The 18,836-nt window shown below is 61.8% G+C and carries 17 protein-coding genes; 5 read left to right on the forward strand and 12 right to left on the reverse strand.

From position 1 onward, the window contains the following. Window positions 1-110 precede the first annotated feature (110 nt). Complete coding sequence (gene murA / locus ED655_RS14630; RefSeq protein WP_122040520.1) at window positions 111-1,373, forward strand: UDP-N-acetylglucosamine 1-carboxyvinyltransferase; 1,263 nt, start codon at window positions 111-113, stop codon at window positions 1,371-1,373. Window positions 1,374-1,490: 117 nt separating this feature from the next. Here the strand turns inward: murA and ED655_RS14635 are convergent, their stop codons facing one another. The 9 genes from ED655_RS14635 to ED655_RS14675 all read right to left on the reverse strand — a co-directional run bounded on the left by ED655_RS14635 (window position 1,491) and on the right by ED655_RS14675 (window position 10,236). After that, the gene (locus ED655_RS14635; protein WP_122050811.1) at window positions 1,491-3,014 is read right to left on the reverse strand and encodes a GMC family oxidoreductase; all 1,524 of its coding nucleotides are present in this window, start codon (window positions 3,012-3,014) and stop codon (window positions 1,491-1,493) included. Continuing rightward, window positions 3,011-3,652 carry a gluconate 2-dehydrogenase subunit 3 family protein gene (locus ED655_RS14640; protein WP_162993553.1) on the reverse strand — a complete coding sequence of 214 codons (642 nt, stop codon included), beginning with the start codon at window positions 3,650-3,652 and terminating at the stop codon, window positions 3,011-3,013. The genes ED655_RS14635 and ED655_RS14640 overlap by 4 nt, the downstream gene beginning before the upstream one ends. A gap of 290 nt (window positions 3,653-3,942) precedes the next feature. Further along, the gene (gene dcd / locus ED655_RS14645; RefSeq protein WP_023979878.1) at window positions 3,943-4,494 is read right to left on the reverse strand and encodes a dCTP deaminase; all 552 of its coding nucleotides are present in this window, start codon (window positions 4,492-4,494) and stop codon (window positions 3,943-3,945) included. A 105-nt stretch (window positions 4,495-4,599) separates the two neighbouring features. Continuing rightward, window positions 4,600-4,893, reverse strand: coding sequence for a putative quinol monooxygenase (locus tag ED655_RS14650; protein WP_162993554.1), 294 nt, complete (start codon window positions 4,891-4,893; stop codon window positions 4,600-4,602). Window positions 4,894-4,905: 12 nt separating this feature from the next. Beyond that, window positions 4,906-5,094 carry a hypothetical protein gene (locus ED655_RS14655; protein ID WP_122050815.1) on the reverse strand — a complete coding sequence of 63 codons (189 nt, stop codon included), beginning with the start codon at window positions 5,092-5,094 and terminating at the stop codon, window positions 4,906-4,908. Continuing rightward, on the reverse strand, window positions 5,091-6,272 hold the full coding sequence (locus tag ED655_RS14660; protein ID WP_122050816.1) for a glycosyltransferase family 4 protein: 1,182 nt from the start codon (window positions 6,270-6,272) through the stop codon (window positions 5,091-5,093). The genes ED655_RS14655 and ED655_RS14660 overlap by 4 nt, the downstream gene beginning before the upstream one ends. 235 nt (window positions 6,273-6,507) lie before the next feature. Then, window positions 6,508-8,709, reverse strand: coding sequence for a pyrroloquinoline quinone-dependent dehydrogenase (locus ED655_RS14665; protein ID WP_122050818.1), 2,202 nt, complete (start codon window positions 8,707-8,709; stop codon window positions 6,508-6,510). Beyond that, the gene (locus ED655_RS14670; RefSeq protein ID WP_062165458.1) at window positions 8,709-9,092 is read right to left on the reverse strand and encodes a hypothetical protein; all 384 of its coding nucleotides are present in this window, start codon (window positions 9,090-9,092) and stop codon (window positions 8,709-8,711) included. The genes ED655_RS14665 and ED655_RS14670 overlap by 1 nt, the downstream gene beginning before the upstream one ends. A gap of 160 nt (window positions 9,093-9,252) precedes the next feature. Continuing rightward, window positions 9,253-10,236 (reverse strand): LysR family transcriptional regulator, encoded by a 984-nt coding sequence (locus ED655_RS14675; protein ID WP_122050819.1) that lies wholly within the window; start codon window positions 10,234-10,236, stop codon window positions 9,253-9,255. Window positions 10,237-10,376: 140 nt separating this feature from the next. Between ED655_RS14675 and ED655_RS14680 the strand changes: the two genes are divergently transcribed. Genes ED655_RS14680 through ED655_RS14690 form a run of 3 tightly spaced genes read left to right on the forward strand, consistent with a single transcriptional unit; the run spans window position 10,377 to window position 14,576 of the window. Further along, entirely contained in the window at window positions 10,377-11,981 is a 1,605-nt protein-coding gene (locus ED655_RS14680) for an MFS transporter (RefSeq protein ID WP_205836056.1), read from the forward strand. A 13-nt stretch (window positions 11,982-11,994) separates the two neighbouring features. Beyond that, window positions 11,995-13,071 carry an HlyD family secretion protein gene (locus ED655_RS14685; protein ID WP_122050821.1) on the forward strand — a complete coding sequence of 359 codons (1,077 nt, stop codon included), beginning with the start codon at window positions 11,995-11,997 and terminating at the stop codon, window positions 13,069-13,071. A gap of 5 nt (window positions 13,072-13,076) precedes the next feature. Beyond that, a complete protein-coding gene (locus ED655_RS14690; protein ID WP_122050822.1) occupies window positions 13,077-14,576 on the forward strand; it encodes an efflux transporter outer membrane subunit in 1,500 nt (499 codons plus the stop codon). A gap of 43 nt (window positions 14,577-14,619) precedes the next feature. Here ED655_RS14690 and ED655_RS14695 read toward each other — a convergent pair whose 3' ends face one another. Together ED655_RS14695 and ED655_RS14700 are read right to left on the reverse strand one after the other, a co-directional pair. Further along, window positions 14,620-15,756 (reverse strand): hypothetical protein, encoded by a 1,137-nt coding sequence (locus tag ED655_RS14695; protein WP_240993700.1) that lies wholly within the window; start codon window positions 15,754-15,756, stop codon window positions 14,620-14,622. A 174-nt stretch (window positions 15,757-15,930) separates the two neighbouring features. Beyond that, window positions 15,931-16,779, reverse strand: coding sequence for an SDR family oxidoreductase (locus ED655_RS14700; protein WP_122050824.1), 849 nt, complete (start codon window positions 16,777-16,779; stop codon window positions 15,931-15,933). A 55-nt stretch (window positions 16,780-16,834) separates the two neighbouring features. On the opposite strand from ED655_RS14700, the gene ED655_RS14705 reads away from it, so the two are divergent. Beyond that, window positions 16,835-17,743, forward strand: coding sequence for a tetratricopeptide repeat protein (locus ED655_RS14705; RefSeq protein ID WP_122050825.1), 909 nt, complete (start codon window positions 16,835-16,837; stop codon window positions 17,741-17,743). 35 nt (window positions 17,744-17,778) lie between these two features. Here the strand turns inward: ED655_RS14705 and rbsK are convergent, their stop codons facing one another. Beyond that, window positions 17,779-18,735 (reverse strand): ribokinase, encoded by a 957-nt coding sequence (gene rbsK / locus ED655_RS14710; protein ID WP_122050826.1) that lies wholly within the window; start codon window positions 18,733-18,735, stop codon window positions 17,779-17,781. Window positions 18,736-18,836: the final 101 nt, after the last annotated feature.

The raw sequence follows: 18,836 nt of genomic DNA on the forward strand, positions 1-18,836 counted from the left end.
CATTGCGGGCAGGGGGCAGGATTGCCCAATTGATGCCTTGACGAAGCCATGATGACGGGGGAGAGAGAACCCTTTCCCGCGTGAGCCTCATCCTTCAGGAGCGACAGATCATGGACCGTTTCATCATACGTGGCGGCAGACGTCTTGAAGGCGAGATCGTGATTGGCGGCGCCAAGAATGCCGGTCTCAAGCTCATGGTCGCGGGGCTTCTGACGTCTGAGCGACTCATTCTCTCCAACGTGCCGAAGATCGCCGATATCGAGACCATGCAGGTGCTGCTGCGTCAGCATGGCATTGCGGTCGAGCCGGTCGATGCGGAAGGGCGTACGCTGTCGATTGGTGGCCCGATCACGTCCGTCGAGGCGCCGTACGATATTGTTTCCAAAATGCGGGCCTCCATCCTGGTTCTGGGGCCTCTGCTTGCCCGCGCTCATGAGGCCCGTGTCTCGCTGCCGGGTGGCTGCGCCATTGGCACGCGCCCTGTCGATCTGCATCTCAAGGGCCTTGAGACACTTGGGGCGACCATCCGTCTCGAAAACGGCTATATCAATGCCAGTGCGCCCGGTGGTCTGGTGGGCGATCGTATCCTGCTGCCTTTCGCATCTGTTGGTGCAACCGAAAACCTGCTGATGGCCGCGACCCTCGCCAAGGGCCGCACCGAGATCGTCAATGCGGCGCGTGAGCCGGAAATCAGCGATCTGGTCGAGTGCCTCAACCGCATGGGCGCGCGGATCAGCGGGGCCGGCACCGGTACCCTCGTCATCGATGGTGTCGAGGCGCTGACCGGGGCAGAGCACGCGATCATGGCCGATCGTATCGAATGTGGCACCTATGCCTGCGCGGCTGGCATTACCGGGGGTGATCTGCGTCTGATCGGTGGTCGCGTTCGCGATCTCGGAGCGGTCGTGCGTACGCTGGAAGAGGCGGGCGTTGAGGTGCTGGAAGAGGAAAACGCCATCCGTGTGCGTCGTACAGGGGCACTCAAGGGCGTCGACATCATGACCGAGCCCTATCCGGGTTTCCCGACCGACATGCAGGCCCAGTTCATGGCTATGCTGGCGGTTGCCGAAGGCGCGTCAATGGTGACGGAAACGATCTTCGAGAACCGTTTCATGCACGTACCCGAGCTCAACCGCATGGGCGCGCGTATCAACGTTCATGGCTCTTCTGCGATTATCCGAGGAGTGGACCATCTCTCGGGCGCGCCCGTCATGGCGACCGATCTGCGTGCTTCGTTCTCCCTGATTCTTGCGGGTCTGGGCGCACGTGGTGAGACCTCACTCAGCCGCATCTATCATCTGGATCGCGGGTACGAAGCCGTCGATCGCAAGCTTTCCGCGGTCGGGGCCGATATTGAGCGTATCCGTGAATAATTGAAGCTACGCCCCCTACCTTTCAGGGGGGGCGAACGTGCGACAGGGGGCGCTGCCCCGTGTCCCGCCAGATGGGTTACCCTTCTGGCGGGGGTATTCTCTCCTGCAAAGCGCTTCTCAGCGCCCTTCCTTGATCGCTGCCGCAGTGCGCAGGCTCAGGGCCATGATGGCAAGAGCCGGATTGGCGGCCGTGGCGCTCGGGAAAATCGAGTGATCGCTGATCCAAAGATTGTCGATGTCATGGCTGCGACCGAACGGATCCACGACGGAGTCATCTGGATCAGTCCCCATACGACATGTGCCAATCATGTGCGCCGCGCGGTCCATCGACCAGATATCTCTGGCCCCCGCGGCTTCCCAGATCGACGTCATGGTGCGGGCCATGTGTTCATGCATAGCCTGCTCGTTCGGGCCATAGCTGAAGATAATCTTCGGCTTGGGCACACCGGCTCGACCGGTCTCATCGGACAAGGTCACACGGTTATCGTCGCTGGGCAGGCAGTCGCCATGCGCGCCCAGCCCGGCCATGTGATTATAGCCGCGTAGATAACGCGTGAGGTCATCACCCCACAGGCCGCGCCCACGGGCCACGCCTGTTGCCCAGGTAAGGGGCATCATGCCGAGTGACTGGATCAGGTACCCCCCGGCGAACTCGGCGTCCTTGGGGCGCATCATGTCTTCAGTGATGGTGAGAGACGGATAGCCCTTGTTGGGGCGTATGATCTCGTCGAACGTGCCCCAGACCTGAGTGGAGATGTGAGCCATGTAGTTGCGCCCGACCTGACCACTACGATTGGCAAGCCCGGTGTGAAGCAGCAATCTGGCGGTCTCCACGGCTCCTGCTGCGAGGACGAGATTGGCGCATTTCTGCACCCGGTCCTTACCCTCCTCGCGATAGACAACGCCAGTGACGCGTCCCGCCGTATCGCGTTCGATGCCGTGCACGAAGCAGTTCGGCCTGATTTCTGCGCCTGCCGAAACGGCAAGAGGAAGGTATGTGACATCGGTGCCTGATTTGGCGCCGTTACGGCATCCCTGATGGCAGGCGCCACATCCGGTACAGGCTTTTCTGTCACCCCAATCGCGCGTGATCAGCGCCGTAGGGCCATCGGCATTGCGTATGCCGAGAGCATCGCATCCACGCGCCATCGCCTGTGCCGCCCCATTGCGCTGCGGCGGCGGGTAGGCATAACGTCGACTCGGCTCCCAAGGGTAATTCTCTGGCCCCGAGACGCCGATCTCGCGTTCGACCCGCTCGATATAGGGCAGCATGGTCCCGAAATCGAAAGGCCAGTCGACGCCCTTGCCGGTTTCGCTGTGCAGTTTCATGTCGCGCGGATCGATGCGCGGCATGAAAGCGCCGAAATGCAGCATGGAGCCGCCCACGCCCGTGCCGCTGTTGTTACCGCCAAACGCCATCGGGTTAGCCCCACCCGAAAGACGCTCTTCAAGCCAGTAGATTTCCGAAGCCGTCGCTTCGTCTGGCGTATGTTGCTTGGGGTCGAAGCGCGGTCCGGCTTCGAGCGCCACCACCTTCATGCCTGTACGCGCCAGTTCGGCCAGCAGCGGGGCGCCACCGGCCCCCGTGCCGACGACGACCACATCGACGATATCGTTATCTGCGAAACGGCGTGACTTCATGATCCTGCGCCTTTCTGAGCTGGCTCCCACGCTTCTTCCACACCTTCTCCCATTTCCGAGAAACCCTGGAAGAAACCGTCGCCGCCGTTGAAGATCGCGTCGATGCCAAGCTGAGCCTGTACGGCCGGATGAGAGATGAAGATCTGCACGCAATCCGCGCGCAGATCTGCAAACCAGGCGCGCATCTGCGTGGCATCCAGATGCGCGGTGTCAAACGCGCCCTCGGCCATGCCATGAATGATCTGATCCTGTTCGGCTGCACCGAGGGCAGCAAAGGCCTTGCCCTTGCTGGAGCGTGCATGGACGTCCAGCCCGTCCAGGGCCTGTTCATAGGCCTCCTGATCGGGCGGCAAGGTCGCAAACCGCCAGCCATCGCCCGGTGTTCCAAGGCGTGCGTCGATCCGGGCGGCCAGATTGATGCTGGCATCGCTGAGAACCGATTTCTGGGGCAGCACGCGGGCCGTGAGCGCGATAAGCGTCTCATAGGCGCCGGACGACAGGTGACGCGGTACGTAATCCGCATCGCTGGTCTGGGCCCGCTCCTCCATGATCTGGCGCGTACGACCCGAGATACGATCGGAATCAAGCAGAGCCAGATAATCCGGGTCGATAGCGGGGGGGAGAGATGTCTGGCTCATGGTGCGTTCCCAAAACCGTGATGACGCCTCTAACATGCCCGCAGTGTGGAAAGTTGCCAAGCAATGGCTGTGCCAAGTTATTGAGAACGCTTCGCAAAAAGGATTTTATGGCTCTAGCCCGAGTCGCAGTTGAGCAGAATCACGGTTGATCGGCAGGCGTATCGAGGGGCGATGTCTGGCGCCCCCCAGGAGGGATGCGTTTTCTCTTCATGCCTTGGCCGGACAGGACACGCAGGAACGGTCCGGTGCGGGCAAGGGAAGCGGCAGGGCCCCTTATGAGGGTCAGGCTATCAGAGGCGTGGGGTCGTGACGCCAAGTTGCTTCATGTACTTCCCAGCGCGATCGGCATAGCTCGTTTCGCAGGGCGAGGCGCCCTGGAAGAACAGGAACTGGCAGATACCCTCATTGGCATAGATACGTGCGGGCAGCTTGGTCGTGTTGCTGATCTCGATAGTGACCTGACCTTCCCATTCGGGTTCGAGCGGGGTCACGTTCACGATGATGCCGCAGCGGGCATAGGTGGATTTGCCAAGGCAGACCACAAGCACATCGCGCGGGATGCGGAAATATTCGACCGTGTGGGCGAGGGCGAAGCTGTTCGGCGGAATGGTGATATCGCCCGTGCGCGTGACGAAACTGTTTGCCGCGAACTTCTTAGGGTCCACCACAGCGTTGTCGACATCGGTGAAGATTTTGAAATCCTCGCCAACGCGCGCGTCATACCCGTAGGAGGAAAGGCCATACGAAATGACGCCCTCGCGCTTCTGGGCTTCGACGAAGGGCTCGATCATGCCCTTTTCCTGGGCCATCTGGCGGATCCAGCTATCTGGCATGATGGGCATCGCGAGTCTCTCGATCTGTGGGGAATGAACGGGTTTGCAGGTCTAGCCGCGCAGCGGTGGTCCTGCAAACCGGGGAGGACGGGCTAGGAACCCGAACGCTCGAAATCAGGCGATATGGGTCAGGAATACGACCTGCGACGCACCACCCTCGACGAGGGTCTTGATGGCGTTGTTGAACACCTTGCCATGTTCCATGCCCATATGGGCCTTGAAGGCATCGTCGTCACGATAGGTCTCTTCGACATGGAAGAAATCGGGGTCGGCTTCGAGGGTATAGACCACGAAGCGTTCATTGCCGGGTTCGCCGCGCACGTCATCGGCCAGGGCCGTGAGCAGACGGGCGACTTCCTCGCGCTTGCCGGGCAGGGCGCGCATGGTGGCGTAGAGAGCCTTGGACATGAATGGTTCCTTTCAGGAAGAAGAAGTCTCGGTAGAAGGTGCCGGCATGTCCTGGTCCTCAGGCGCCTTGACCGCGCGGTTGCGCACCTGGGCCTTGCGACGCAGCAGGTTGGCGCGCAGGGCTGCGGCCTCACGCGCCAGACGCTTGTCGAGATCAGCCTGCGCTTTTTCGGACAGGCTCGGGCGGGGTGGTGTGGTCATGGGCAGTATTCCCGAAAATTGTCCGACAGGCAGCTACCGAGCAGCTCATCATAGACGGCGAGCGTGGCCGATTGCATCTGCCGCGTCGTGTAGTTTTCCGCAATGTGATGACGTGCCGTTTCCGATAGCAGAGAGCGGGCGCCCTGGGACAGGGTGAGGATCTGAAACAGCGCGTCGGCCAGCGCCTGGGCATCGTCGGGCGGGATGAGCAGCCCGGTCTGATAAGGCAGAACAGTTTCCATGGCACCACCCTGCGCGGTCACAACCACGGGTCGTCCCATAGCCTGTGCCTCGATAACCACGCGGCCAAAAGGCTCGGGGCGAAGAGAGGGAACGGTCACGACATCGGCCAGCGCATAGGCTGCGGGCATGTCCTGACAGAGCCCCGCGAAACGCAGGCGCTCGCGCAGACCGAGCTGCGCGGCGGTTGCCTCGATCTCCCTGACATAACTGTCTTTCGGATCGGCCGGGCCGACAAGCACGGCAAGCCAGGGACCGGGTAGCAGATGTTGCAGTCGTGCCATCGCGCGCAGGAGAAACAACTGTCCCTTCCAGCGTGTGAGACGGCCCGGCAACATGATGACGGGCGTACCGGGAGGGACCTGCCATCTTTCGGCAAGGGCCTGGATACGGGCGCCGTTGACGAGGTCGGGATCAAAGCGGGCCATGTCGGCCCCGCGTGGGATCAGGCGCAGCCGGTCCTCGCCTACCTGATAATCATCACGCAGGCGGGTGGCGATATAGGTGCTGATGGCAATGACGCGCGCTCCACGCGCCAGCACCGCATTATAGCGTTTCTTGCCCGGGAAACTGGCCTTGTGCACACCATGCCACGTCGTGACGAAGGGCGTACGGGTGCGACGCGTGGCGCGCCACGCCGCCCAGGCGGGTGCTCTGGAACGCGCATGGACCAGATCAATCCCCTCGTCACGGATCAGCTGCGACAGGGTGCGGGCATTGCGCAAGATGGCGAGAGGAGATTTCTGACCAAGCGGCAGCTCGATATGGCGGGCGCCGATCGAGAGAAGGCGTGGCACGAGGGCTCCGCGCGCACTCGCTACTACGGCGCGACCACCAGCGGCAATAATGGCCTCTGCCATTTCCACTGTCCCCTGTTCGATCCCCCCCGTGCCGAGGGCCGGGAGAACCTGAAGGATGTGGGGACGAAGACGTGACATGGGTTGCCGGTAGCATGAAGCGTGCGTCGCCGGGAGGGGAAAGACAGGGCCGCAGCCAAAAAACCCACATGATGCGGGCGTTGTGCCACAGATCAGGCAATCAGATGCAGCGGGTTGTTCTGCGCTGCGCAAAGCGTGGCGAAAAGGAAAAGACCGGAGGTTTCCCTCCGGCCTTTTCCTCAGTCTGTCAGGGCGCAGGCGATGACGCGCCTGAGCCCTGTTTGAAGAGCAGAACTCAGTGCTTCGCCTCGGCCTCATCCGGCAGGGCATAGACAACGAGCTGGTCAGTGACAGGTGTCATCATGAAGTGATGACCACCGGCCATGATGGCGACATACTGCTTGCCGTTGACTTCATAGGTCATCGGGTTGGCCTGGCCGCCGCCGGGGAGCACGTCGGACCACACATCCTTGCCGGTCTTGATGTCAATGGCGCGGATCTGGTTGTCGGTTGCTGCCGCCACAAAGACGAGACCGCCCTTGGTGATGACCGAGCCACCGTTATTCGGCGTGCCGATATTCAGCGGCAGGCCGGTCGGCATGTTCCACGGGCCATTGGCGCGAGCCGTACCGAGGGGGCGCGACCACAGGACCTTCTTGGTCTTGATGTCGATGGCCTCGATCATGCCGTAAGGCGGCTTGTTGCACATCATGCCCGTGTAGTGGTTCCAGAACGGGGTCACGACAATACCGTAAGGCGTGTCGGCCTGGGCGCCATTACCTTCGGCACCACCGCCAGCGGGGTTGTAGGTGGGGTTGTCGATCGGCTTCAGGCCCAGCGCATCAGCCTTCTTGCGGGTGATGAGCTGATCGTACATCGGGGTGGAGTTCCAGTTGGCAATGACAATGCCCGATTGCGGGTCATAGGCCATGCTGCCCCAGTCGCTGCCACCGTTATAGCCGGGATATTCGATATTCGGCTTGTCGAGTGCAGGCGGGGTGAACTCACCGACATAACGTGCCTTGCGGAACATGATGCGGCAATAAAGCTGATCGATGGGCGACATGCCCCACATGTCGCTTTCCTTCAGGTCAGGGAAAGCAAGGCGCGGGAAGGCGGTCGACCAGGGCTGTGTCGGGCTGCGCGGATCATCCGACATCGTGCTGGCGGGCGCAGGCTTTTCAACCACCGGGAATTCCGGCAGCGGCTTGCCTGTTGCACGGTCGAGCACGAAGGTCTGGCCACGCTTGGTGGGTACCAGCAGGGCTGGCGTGACCGAGCCATCGGCATGATGATAGTCGAACTTGGTCGCCTGTGAGCCGATGTCGTAGTCCCAGACATCCTTGTGCGCCGTCTGGAAAACCCAGCGCGGTTCGCCTGTCTTGACGTCAAGTGCTACGATGGAGGACGAGACAGCGTTCTCCTTATCGGTACGCATGGCGCTGTAATAATCGGCGGCCGAGTTGCCGGTCGGGACATAGACCAGGCCAAGCTCGTTATCGCCCGTCATGGCAGCCCATGAATTGGGCGTGCCGCGGCTGTAGAACTTGCCGGGCTCGGGCTGGTGATGGTTGTCGGGGTTGTTGACATCCCAGGCCCAGACGAACTTGCCGCTTTCAGCGTCGTAGCCACGGATCACGCCCGAAGGCGCCCAGCGGCGCTGACCATCGAGAACCTCGTGGTTCACGACAGCGATCCCGTTGATGACCGGGGGCGGGGTGGTCATGGACACAAAACCGGGCACCGATTCACCCATGCCCTGCATCAGGTTGACCTGACCGCCAAAGCCGAAGCCCTCGCACAGCTTGCCCGTCTCGGCATCGACCTGGATCAGGCGCATGTCGAGCGTGGCTTCCATGATGCGGTTATGGCAGGGCTGGCCCTCAGGGATGGTCGATGAGGTGTAATAGGTCACGCCCTTGCACGCAGCGGTGTAGGGAATGGACTGGTACTTCACCCCGGCATCGTGACGCCAGATTTCCTTGCCGGTGGCGGCATCAATACGCATCATGTCGTTCATGGCTGAACACATGTAGAGCGAGTTGCCGACCTTGATGGGGGTGGTTTCAGCGGCCCATTTATTGGCCTGCCCCGGACCGGGCTTGCTGCCGGTGTGATAGACGAAGGCGCGCTTGAGCTTGCCGACATTTTCCGGCGTCAGCTGATCCAGCGGCGAAAAGCGCGACTGGTTGGAGTCACGGCCATAGGCGGGCCAGTCCTCACGGGCGGGGGTATTGTCGATCTGCGGTACGGCAGCCGGAACATCGGCAATGCCGATCTCGGAAATATCGGGCAGATTGGCGGCGTTTACGCCAGGAGCCTGCGGCGCGGAGGGAGCGGGACCACCAAAGCGGCCGGGACCCTGCTTGTGGGCTTCTTCAGGCGCTGTGTGATCTTCACCAGGTGTCGAGTTCGACGGCGGGATCTGCGCGAAAGCCACGGTTGCGGAAATGAGGCCACCAAGGATGGTGGCGGTCATGAGGGCTGGTTTACGCATCAGACGGCTCCGCGGGAAACTGGACGAACCGTATCCTGACGACGCAGGACAGGCAGGCTGAGCACGACGAGAATGGCAATCAGCGTCGGGCCGAACAGGCGCGGCAGCCAGCCCCACCAGTCAAAGCCACATTCGGCAATGGTCCAGACCAGTGTGCCGGCCCAGGCGAGAAGGAAGAGATAGCCACCCAGAAGGCGGCCCATGGCCATGAAAAGGCCTGAGGCCAGCAGCACGATGCCGCAGATCAGATAATAGGCTGAGCCACCGAGGCTGAGCAGATAGCCGCCACCGCCGACAAAGATCAGTCCGAACAGGACAATGAGTATGGCGAGCGCCAATGTCCCCCAGTCGCTGATGCGTCTGGGTCTGGTACGAGACGTCATGAAACCTCCTTGAGACGAGCTGCGGAGACTATCCTGAAGGCAAACAGAACAGGGCAACACATATCGGTGAAAATCATGATACGTTCGATGAGATGGCGAGTTTTCCGGCCCGGGAGCATCTCTGAACGGATCTCGACTCAGTGTGTCTGAAGCGCACCGGTCAGCATGACCTGCCCGGACTCTCCTGTGGGGACCCCGTCCTGTCTCGCAGGGCTTTGACCACGGATTGAACTGTTGCGAGAATGGTCTCGCGGAGCCATCGGTGAACCGGGTCGTTGTCCAGCCGCGGATGCCATGCCTGAAAACTGACAAGATCGGGAAGCGGAAACGGAAAGGCGAAGGCACGGGCCCCGATAGCTTCAAGCGGCAGGCGCCGGATGATGATTTCCGGCAAAGGCAGGATCATGTCTGTTTCACGCATGGTCTCGATCATGGCGTAATCGCTGGGAACCACCAGAGCGATGCGTCTTTCCAGACCGAATTTCTCCGCAAGGACCGCATCGATCGGCCCATGAGCACGTCCCTTGCGGGAGGTGCTGATGTGATCGTAGGCGACCAGCGTCTGTGGTGTGATTTCCTGATCGAGGATCGGATGTCCCGTACGGACTACGGCCTCGAACCGGGTCTGGAACAGGGTCTGCTTCTTGATCTCGGGCAGCAGGTCTTCGGTGGCGCCGATATAGAGGTCGATCGTGCCACGCCTGAGCGCGTCTCCGATGGAGTCCTCGGTCTCGGGTGAGAAAACGAGTTGGCAGCGGGGGCAGGACTCCCTGAGCTTCTCGGCGATGGCGCTACCGAAAGCCCCAATGAAAAGGTCACGTGCACGGATCGTGAAATGCGGCGCGATCTGCGACAGATCCAATTGGGCGCGCGCGCTGACAAGCGCCTCTGCCTCGGCCAGAACTGTCTGCACTCTGCCCAGAAGATCGGCGGCGAAGGGTGTCGGAACCAGTTGTCTGCCAGAGAGTACCAGCAGGGGGTCTCCGAACAGGGTGCGCAGTGAGGCGAGATGGCGGCTTGCGGCGGCTTCACTCACCCTGAGCCTTCTGGCGGCGCGCGTAACGCTTTCCTCTTCAAGCAGAACCTGAAGCCAGCGGAGATGATCGAGCGAATAACCGCGTTTGGCTGGCAGGTTTCTGGTCATGGGGCCGACCCTCCAGGGATTGCATGGAATGAAAAGGATCTGCCTGACCCTTACGCTAACTGGAAGGATTCTTTTCACGGATTAAGGGTTATTGAGGCTGGGGGGCGAGGCTAGAGACCGGGCGGAGAGGATGTCGCCCCATGATTGCACCCAAGACGCAGGATTCAAGGATCCTGCCACCTATGGCGGTCACGCCCCCCTTCGGGTTCAGAACAATCATCGGGTGTCTGGGCATGTTGCTGACCGTGCATGTCGCGGGGTTCAATGAACATGTGACAGAGCTTGGCCTGTCCGATCTTCGCGGCGCCATGCATCTTGGTCACGACGAGGGGACGTGGTTCATCTCGATCTACGAGGCCTTCAACATTACGGCGATGGCCTTTACGCCGTGGTTCTACATCACATTCTCGATCTACCGCTTTGCGCTGTTCATGACGGCAGCGCTGGCCCTGTTGTCTCTGCCTTTGCCGTTCATGACCGATATGGTCCCGATCGGTATTCTTCGTGCCATGCAGGGTCTGAGCGCCGGGTGTCTTCCGCCCATCCTCATGACCGTCATGCTCAAATATCTTCCGCCGCCGCTCAAGGTTTTTGGCATTGGCGGTTACGCCATGAGTGCGACCTTTGGCCCTAATCTGGGTATGCCTTTCGAAGCCCTGCTCTTCGAACGGTTCGGCTGGCACTGGCTCTACTGGGAGGTGTTACCGCTCGGTGCTGTGGCGCTTGGCATGATCGCCTGGGGATTGCCGCAGGACCCCGTCCAGCTTTCGCGTTTTCGCAGCTTCAACTGGCGCGGATTCCTGATCGGCGCGCCCTCCATCCTGTGCGTCGTGACTGTGCTCTATCAGGGCGACCGGCTCGACTGGTTCCGCTCACCTCTCATCACCCACCTGACATTCTGGGGTGGGGCGTTCTTCATCGGGTTTCTGATCCATGAATGGCATCACCATAGTCCATTCTTTCGTCTGCAATACTGGAAGAGCCGCAACATCACGATGTCCCTGCTGTCACTCGTGGCGGTACTGATCGTGTGTGCTTTGATGAATGAAGTCACGACGACATTTCTTGAGGAGATCAAGGGATATCGCCCCATTCAGGCCGCTCCAGTTTCCCTGACCGTGGCCCTGCCCCAGCTTGTCGTGCTGCCGCTGGTTGCGGCGCTGTGCAACATGCGTCGGGTGGATTGCCGGTGGGTGCTCGGGATCGGCATGGCGCTCCTCGGGCTTTCTGCCTGGCTTGGACTAGACCTGACATCCGAATGGGTGCGCGACAATTTCTATCTCATTCAGGCGCTTCAGATTTTTGGTCAGCCCATGGTGGTCATTCCGGTTCTGATGCTGGCCACTCTCGCGCTTGGCCCGAGCGACGGCCCGTTTATTTCGGGCATGGTCAACATGCTCAAGGGCATGGCCAATGCTCTCGCATTCGCCCTGTTCTCGATCCTGCTGCGCCGCCGCGAGCACTATCATTCGACCATGCTGCTGGATCATCCCCACATGACGCAGGGCTTCGACGGGGTCGATGCGCTGCACAGCTTGCATGAAATGCTGTCAGCGCAGGCGCTGGTGCTCTCCCTGGTCGATATCCTGCTCGTGGTGGTCGTGATCTGCGCCGTTTTCGTGGTGCTGACAGCCGTGCTTCCCGGTCGCGTCTATCCCCCCGGGAAAGCACCCTCCAGTCCCAAGCCCGCGCAGCCTGCCGCATCTGCACAGCAGCCCGAAAACGCCCCTCTCGCAATACAGTAACGGAAATCTCCTCATGGCTTACAAGAAACCGCTCCTGTTTGCGGGATGCACTGCGCTTGTCCTGACCGGTCTCGCCTGGAGCGCAGATCGCTTTTTCGTCGGCGACGGGCGTCATCAATCGACCAATGATGCGTATATCACCGCCGATTTTACGCGGGTGGCGCCCAAGGTCGCCGGGCGGATAGACAGCGTGCCTGTTGCGGACAATCAGAAGGTGCGGGCGGGAGACGTTCTGGCGCACATCGAAGACGATGACTATCGTACGGCCCTCGATACGGCTCGGGGCAAGCACCGTGCCGCGCAGGCCGATATCGCCAATCTCGCAGCAGCGCAGCAGCGTCAGTCGGCCCTGATCGACGCGGCGCTTTCCACGATCGAGGCCGATGAGGCCGCCCTGCTTTTCGCGCGGCAGAATGCGGCCCGCTACCGCGCGCTTTCAGCAGGGGGAGCGAGCACGATCGAGCAGCAGCAGGGGGCCGAGGACCGTCAGCGCGAGGCTGTTGCGCGGCTGGCCCGTGACAAGGCGGCTGTGAATGCCGATCGCGCCGGGCTCGCCGTACTCGCTGCAGAAAGCGAGCGTGCGCAGGGTGTCCTGATTCAGACCCAAAGCCTTGTGCGGCAGGCTGAACTCGATCTGTCCTATTGCACCATCACGGCCCCGGTCGATGGGGTAGTCGGGGCGCGTGACGTGCGTGTCGGTATGTATGTCCATCCCGGTACCGGGCTTCTGGCCGTCGTACCGGTGCGTCAGGCCTATGTGATTGCCAATTTTCAGGAAACGCAGATGGCCCGTATGCAGACGGGGCAGAAAGCCGAGATACGGGTCGACAGCTTTCCCGATGCGGTGCTCCATGCCCATGTCGATAGCGTGGCACCGGCGACGAATGTCGCCTTCGCCGTGATCCAGCCGGACAACGCGACCGGGAACTTCACAAAGGTGGTGCAGCGCGTCCCGGTAAAGCTGGTTTTTGATGACGGGCAGCCTCTGGCACGGCGTGTTCGTGTCGGTATGTCCGTCGAGGCCATGATCGATACGGCCTCGCCGCGAGACGGCGCTCATGGCACCGATGCGCGTTTCGTGTGGGAGTGAGGGAGATGAGACATTTGTCCCGCACGACAGTGCTGAGCCTATTCCTGATCCTCGGGGGGTGTTCGGTCGGCCCCGATTTCCACAAACGCGACCCGGGGGCGGCGCCCCACTGGCACGAAAGCGTGACACCCCGGAGAAGCCATCCGGATGAAACCGCGCCGGTCGAGGCACAATGGTGGAAGCTCTACAAGGACCCGGTGCTGACGGCGCTTGAGCAGGATGTGCTCGATGCCAATCTCGACCTCAGGGAAGCGGCGCTTCATTTCGAACAGAGTCGCGCCGAGCGCAGGATCGCAGCCGCGGCGCGTCTGCCCCAGGTGCAGGGCGCCGGCTCTTATGCGCGCGAACGTGCCAGTACGAATGGCATCCTGGGCCTGCTCGGCACGGAAGGGAACCGCGACCCGGCACAGATCGCGGATGGAACACAGGGGTTTGGGCCCGCCGCTGCAGCCGGGCCAAAGGGTAATCCTTCCTTCAACCTGCCTCAGTACGGGCTCAGTGCGTCGTGGGAGGTCGATCTGTGGGGGCATGTGCGCCGTCAGGTCGAGGCCGCGACAGCCTCCATGCAGGCAATGCGCGAGATGCAGCGCGATACGCTGGTTTCGCTCATGGCGGAGACCGCCCAGAACTATATCGCTCTGCGCAATGTGCAGGCTCAGACCGAGATTACCCGACAGAGTCTGGATATCGCCCGCCACAGTGTCGATCTGACCGTCCTGCGTGTGACCCAGGGTACGGCGACAAAACTCGACCTGGCCTATGCGCGTGGTCAGCTGCATGGTTTCGAGGCCCGTTTGCCGCAACTGCATCGTGAAGAAGTCCATCTTCTCAATGCCCTCGCCTTTTTGATGGCACGCGAACCGGGGACCCTGTCACAGCGTCTTGGAGGCAAGGGCAATATTCCACCGCTCCCTGAAACCATTCCGGTTGGATTGCCCTCGCAGCTTGCCGAGAGACGCCCGGATATACGGGCAGCCCAGGCGCGTCTGCATGCAGCGACGGCGACGATCGGGGTTGCTGTGGCCGATTTCTTTCCTCGTATCACGTTGTCCGGCAGTCTGGATGTCCAGGCGCTTCAGTTCAGTGGCCTCGGGTCATGGGCATCGCGTCAGTATGGTTTTGGTCCGACCATGACCATTCCGCTGTTCGAGGGCGGGAAGCTTGCGGGGCAACTTGCCTTGCGTAGGCTTCAGCAGAAAGAAGCGGCCATCGTGCTCCAAAGAACGGTTCTTCACGCATGGGAGGAGGTCGATGATGCCATGGCCGATCTGGGCACAGCCCAGGAGCGCCACGATCGACTGGCTGAGGCGGTCACTGAGAGTGAGACCGCCGTGCGGGTGGCGCAGTTGCAGTATGCTCAGGGGGCAGGCGATTTTCTCAACGTTCTGACGACGCAGAACGGGCTGCTTGAGAGCCGGAGTGCCCTTTCGGATGCGCGGGCCGATGTCTCGGCGTCGATGGCGCGGCTCTACCGGGCTTTGGGCGGTGGCTGGGCCCGATCATAGCCGGGCGCCGTGACGGTGCTTCAGGCCCCCCCGTACACCCAGCCTAGCCTGCGGGAATTGTAATGACGGCGCCGGGTGAGTGGCTGGTGGCGGCAAGGGCAGCAAGAATCTGCATCATGGTGAAGCTTAGCTTGCTGCGGAAATCGTCATCGCTGATCCAGTACCAGCGGTCCCGGTAGTGCACCTCGTCGTAATTATGCTCAGGTGCGGATTTGCCGGAATGGATCACCACATCGGGGCGTGTCTCGATACCGACCGGGCTGATGGTGGGCAGCGTGCGTCTCGCTCTCACATCCTCCTCGGGCACATCCATCTCATAGGCGATCTGCGACAGCATGGCGAACATGGAGCGCGTGAGGATGGCGATCTGTCCCGGCACCTTGGGATAGGGGCCGTAAACGATTTCGGCCTCTTCAGCATGGGGGTCGAGATGCAGCAGACGGCGCACCTCGGCCTGGATGGTGGTCAGGGCTGGGTCTGAGGTGGCGGTCAGAACCAGATAGGCGTGTTCGGGCTGTGTCCCCGCCGGTTTGTTGGCGGAGCCCGAGGGGGGCTGGTCGCCTGAAGGTTTGGGGGCATCGGTCGAGATGCGTATGGTCATGGCACCCTGGATCTGCAACTGGCGCAGATCATGCAGCAGCAGGTAGAAACGCACGGAACCACCGCCCGTCGGCCCTGCGCCAAGGGCGCGGACATTGGACAATCCATCGATCGACTGCGCTGTCAGGCGCAGAAGCGTGTCGATGGGCAGGCCGCCAAGACTGAGCGGCATGATGACCACAGGCGAGATGGGCCGGATGACGTTTTCTGCATATTGCTGCCCGGTTTCGGGCTGGTAGGTAAAGGTCGGGCTTTCCTGCAGCGTGGCAGTGCCGCTGCCGAACAGATAGCTTCCCACGCCAGAGGGGAAGGCGTTGAACCCGCCATTGACCGAACGATTGAACTGATAGCCCGCGATGACCTGCGTGGTATCGAGAAAGGTCGGCGGGTCGGCATAGCGTATGCGTATGATGTTCAGCAGCATCGCATGCTTCTCGGCCTCACCCAGAGCACGCGAATAATCGAGCTGATCATGTGACAGGCGTGTCGGCCCGATGGTGATGCAGCCCGTCAGCAGGCAAGGCAGCATGATGGCGCGAAGCGCAGGCAGAAGCGGGTGGAGAAAACGGAGCACGGTCATGGGCGCTTCCGGCTTAGCGTATCCGTGAACAGGGTTGCCAGTCCGGAATGACTTTTTTGCCGGAAATAGAATTTTCAAAGCGGATGTCTCATCGACGCCTTCAGCATCTCATCTCCGGGGGTGGTGTGTGTTACAGGGTGTAAGGGACATACCATGTGCAGAGCCTTTTGCCATTCAGGGTGTTTCAGAGGCGTAAATGGCAGCCAGTCCCTCCCGATAGCTGGGGTAAAGCCAGGACCGCCTAAGATGACGCTGTGTCAGCCTGCTTTGCACCACGCGCCTCTCTGACCAGAAGCTGCGGGCCATCGGGCTCAGCTCTGCCCAGGCGGCCTCAAGGCTTACTCTGGGGGGGAGGGGATGATGGCTGAGTCGTGCGGCTTCCTCGAACACATCGGCCTGAGGGCTGGGACAGTCATCGACAAAATTCATGATGCGGGATGAGGCAGGAGAGGCCGTGGCTATCGCTGCAAGCGTGGCACCGGCGATATCGTCGCGATGGATGCGGCTGAACAGGTGACCGGGTGCATCGACCAGCCTGGCCTTGCCTGAGCGCAGCGTGTCGAACGCCGAGCGCCCGGGGCCATATATGCCGCCAAGCCGCATGATATCGCAGGCGATCTGGCGGTCGCGTGCAAGCGCCTGCCAGTCCTGCTCGGCCTGCACGCGGGCACGGCTGCGTGACTGACTGGGAGCGACGGGCGTGGTTTCATCAACACTGCCACCCTGACGGTCGCCATAAACCCCGGTGGTGGAGTAATAGCCGATCCAGCGCAGATGGGGTGCCTCGCGCAGCACGTCCCCATAGCGGAGCAATGCCGGGTCACCCGCCTCGGAAGGCGGCGCACTGATCAGCACATGGGTGGCCCCATGCAGGGCCTCCCCGGCGGCATCGAAAGCGAGCAGAGTCGAGTCCGGCTCGGGCGCACGTTTCGTACCGGTCACGTGCCAGCCCTGTGCCTTGGCGGGCGCGACAACGGCACTGGCAGAATAGCCCTGACCCAGAATAACGAGGTGAGGTGGCATGAAAGCTCCCATTCGTGCTTGACCGCTGGCGCGATGCCGCGCCAATTCACAAGGTATGAAACATGCTTTTGGTGCCTTGGCGATAGGGAGTAGCCTTTGGGCAGGGGGGGCACTGGCCTATTCCCCGCCGCAAACCCTTGCGCATTGCCTGGCACCGTTACCCGATACCCCCGATCTGGTGCTGGAAACGGCGCAGGACTGGCTGCATCACGGCGGGGGGCGCGGCGCCCATGAGTGTCTGGCGCAGGCTGATCTGGCACTTGGCGCCTATCGGGATGCCGCAATCGAGTATGATGGTCTGGCAGCGCCGGAGGCGCAGAGTGCCATGCAGGGTGGAAAAGGCCAGCAAGGGCATGGCACGTCGGTGCCGGCAGGGCCTGCCTTGCCTTCCCATGCCGCTACCGCGCAGGATGGACATGATGGGGACCCTGGTGAGCGTGCCGTTTTTGCCGAGCAGGCGGCCGCAGCCTGGTTGCTGGCGGGGGATGGAAAAGCAGCGGAACGCGCAGCGCGGCAGGCATTGTCGCATGATTCCGGGCCGCTTGGGCGCAGGGTGCTTCTGGCCCGCAGCCTGTCAATGCAGGGGCAATTTGGAGAAACGATCACCGCTCTCGGCGCCCTGCCGGGTGACGGTCCGGCTGTGCCACCAACGGCACCGGTGGTAGTAAAACCTGACGCTGTGCCAGACCCCTATCTGGTCGGTGCTTTCGTGGTACGCGCTACCGCCTATCGTTATCTTGGGCAGAGCGCGAAAGCGATGGCAGATGCCAATAGGGCGCTGGCCCTGTCGCCCGATGATGTCGAGGCCCTGCTGGAGCGTGGGATCCTGAATGTGCGCCTGCGGCAATACGGGCAGGCGCGTCAGGACTGGGACCGTGTGATTACCCTCGCCCCGGACGGCCACGAAGCCTATCTGGCAAGACAGGACGAGGCCGTTCTCGACGCCGACCCCGATCAGGACTGACCTGGCGTCAGCCTCGATGGTCGGTTTCGCCCCGGTCAGGACGCCGGTCTGCTTTCGACCATCGCTGTGACATCGTGCCAGTGGGGTGCTGATTCGGCAGCGCCAAGCCGCGTGGTCGCGAGCGCACCGCAGGCTGCGGCAAAATGCACCGCCTCGTCGAACGGCTTGCCCAGCGTGAGGGCTGCGGCGAGACCGGCGTTGAAGCAATCGCCTGCTGCGACAGTGTCGATAGCCTTGACCGGATAAGGGGGGACAAAGCCTTCCCGATCACCGCTGAGATAATACACCCCCCTTGCCCCCATCTTGACCAGTGCATGGGTGGCACCAAGGGCCTGCAATTTGCGCGCAGCCCGCGCAGCGTCTTCCTGCGTTTCAGGGTAGATGCCAGTCAGAAGGCGCGTTTCGGTTTCGTTGGGGGTGACGATATCGAGAGCGCGCCACAGGGCCTCAGGCAGGCCACCGGCCGGGGCGGGGGCCGGGTCGACAATCACGAGCGTTCCTGCGTTTTTGGCGGTCTCGGCGATTTCGATTGTGAGGGCGAGAGGAATTTCGAGCTGAAGAAGCAGCACCGATGCCTGTTCGATCAGGAATCGATGGGCGGCGACATCACTGCTGTCGAGCGCCATATTGGCACCGCCTGCGACGGTAATGATGTTCTCGGCCTTTTCATCGACCGTGATCAGCGCAACGCCTGTCGGGTGGGCGGGGTCCTCTCGCAGGGCTTTGAGATCGACGCCAAAAGGGGTGAGAAGCTTGCGCGCCATGGCACCGAAATTATCGGTGCCGGTGCGGCCTGCCATGAAAACGTTCAGCCCACATCCCTGTCCGAGACGCGCTGCGGCAGCAGCCTGATTGGCCCCCTTGCCACCAAGCCCAATGGCGTAGCTTGCGGCATGGACCGTTTCGCCCGGATGGGGGATGCGCTCGGCGCGGGCGGTGATGTCGATATTGACGCTGCCGAAGGAAAGGATGTGGGAAGGATTGTCGGACATGGGGGGTTCCTGCACCGGATTCTGGTCCTGCTTGCGGGGCGACACGGGTCCGGGCATGGCCTGACGCCGGGAGAGCAGACAGATGGCGTATCATCGCAGCG

Source organism: Asaia bogorensis, assembly GCF_900465345.1.
In the GTDB taxonomy this organism is placed as follows: domain Bacteria; phylum Pseudomonadota; class Alphaproteobacteria; order Acetobacterales; family Acetobacteraceae; genus Asaia; species Asaia bogorensis_A.

Coding starts and splice junctions, on each gene's coding strand:
- murA (WP_122040520.1), top strand. CDS start 111: ATGGACCGTTTCATCATACGTGGCGGCAGACGTCTTGAAGGCGAGATC.
- ED655_RS14635 (WP_122050811.1), bottom strand. CDS start 3,014: ATGAAGTCACGCCGTTTCGCAGATAACGATATCGTCGATGTGGTCGTC.
- ED655_RS14640 (WP_162993553.1), bottom strand. CDS start 3,652: ATGAGCCAGACATCTCTCCCCCCCGCTATCGACCCGGATTATCTGGCT.
- dcd (WP_023979878.1), bottom strand. CDS start 4,494: ATGCCCATCATGCCAGATAGCTGGATCCGCCAGATGGCCCAGGAAAAG.
- ED655_RS14650 (WP_162993554.1), bottom strand. CDS start 4,893: ATGTCCAAGGCTCTCTACGCCACCATGCGCGCCCTGCCCGGCAAGCGC.
- ED655_RS14655 (WP_122050815.1), bottom strand. CDS start 5,094: ATGACCACACCACCCCGCCCGAGCCTGTCCGAAAAAGCGCAGGCTGAT.
- ED655_RS14660 (WP_122050816.1), bottom strand. CDS start 6,272: ATGTCACGTCTTCGTCCCCACATCCTTCAGGTTCTCCCGGCCCTCGGC.
- ED655_RS14665 (WP_122050818.1), bottom strand. CDS start 8,709: ATGCGTAAACCAGCCCTCATGACCGCCACCATCCTTGGTGGCCTCATT.
- ED655_RS14670 (WP_062165458.1), bottom strand. CDS start 9,092: ATGACGTCTCGTACCAGACCCAGACGCATCAGCGACTGGGGGACATTG.
- ED655_RS14675 (WP_122050819.1), bottom strand. CDS start 10,236: ATGACCAGAAACCTGCCAGCCAAACGCGGTTATTCGCTCGATCATCTC.
- ED655_RS14680 (WP_205836056.1), top strand. CDS start 10,377: ATGATTGCACCCAAGACGCAGGATTCAAGGATCCTGCCACCTATGGCG.
- ED655_RS14685 (WP_122050821.1), top strand. CDS start 11,995: ATGGCTTACAAGAAACCGCTCCTGTTTGCGGGATGCACTGCGCTTGTC.
- ED655_RS14690 (WP_122050822.1), top strand. CDS start 13,077: ATGAGACATTTGTCCCGCACGACAGTGCTGAGCCTATTCCTGATCCTC.
- ED655_RS14695 (WP_240993700.1), bottom strand. CDS start 15,756: ATGACCGTGCTCCGTTTTCTCCACCCGCTTCTGCCTGCGCTTCGCGCC.
- ED655_RS14700 (WP_122050824.1), bottom strand. CDS start 16,779: ATGCCACCTCACCTCGTTATTCTGGGTCAGGGCTATTCTGCCAGTGCC.
- ED655_RS14705 (WP_122050825.1), top strand. CDS start 16,835: ATGAAACATGCTTTTGGTGCCTTGGCGATAGGGAGTAGCCTTTGGGCA.
- rbsK (WP_122050826.1), bottom strand. CDS start 18,735: ATGTCCGACAATCCTTCCCACATCCTTTCCTTCGGCAGCGTCAATATC.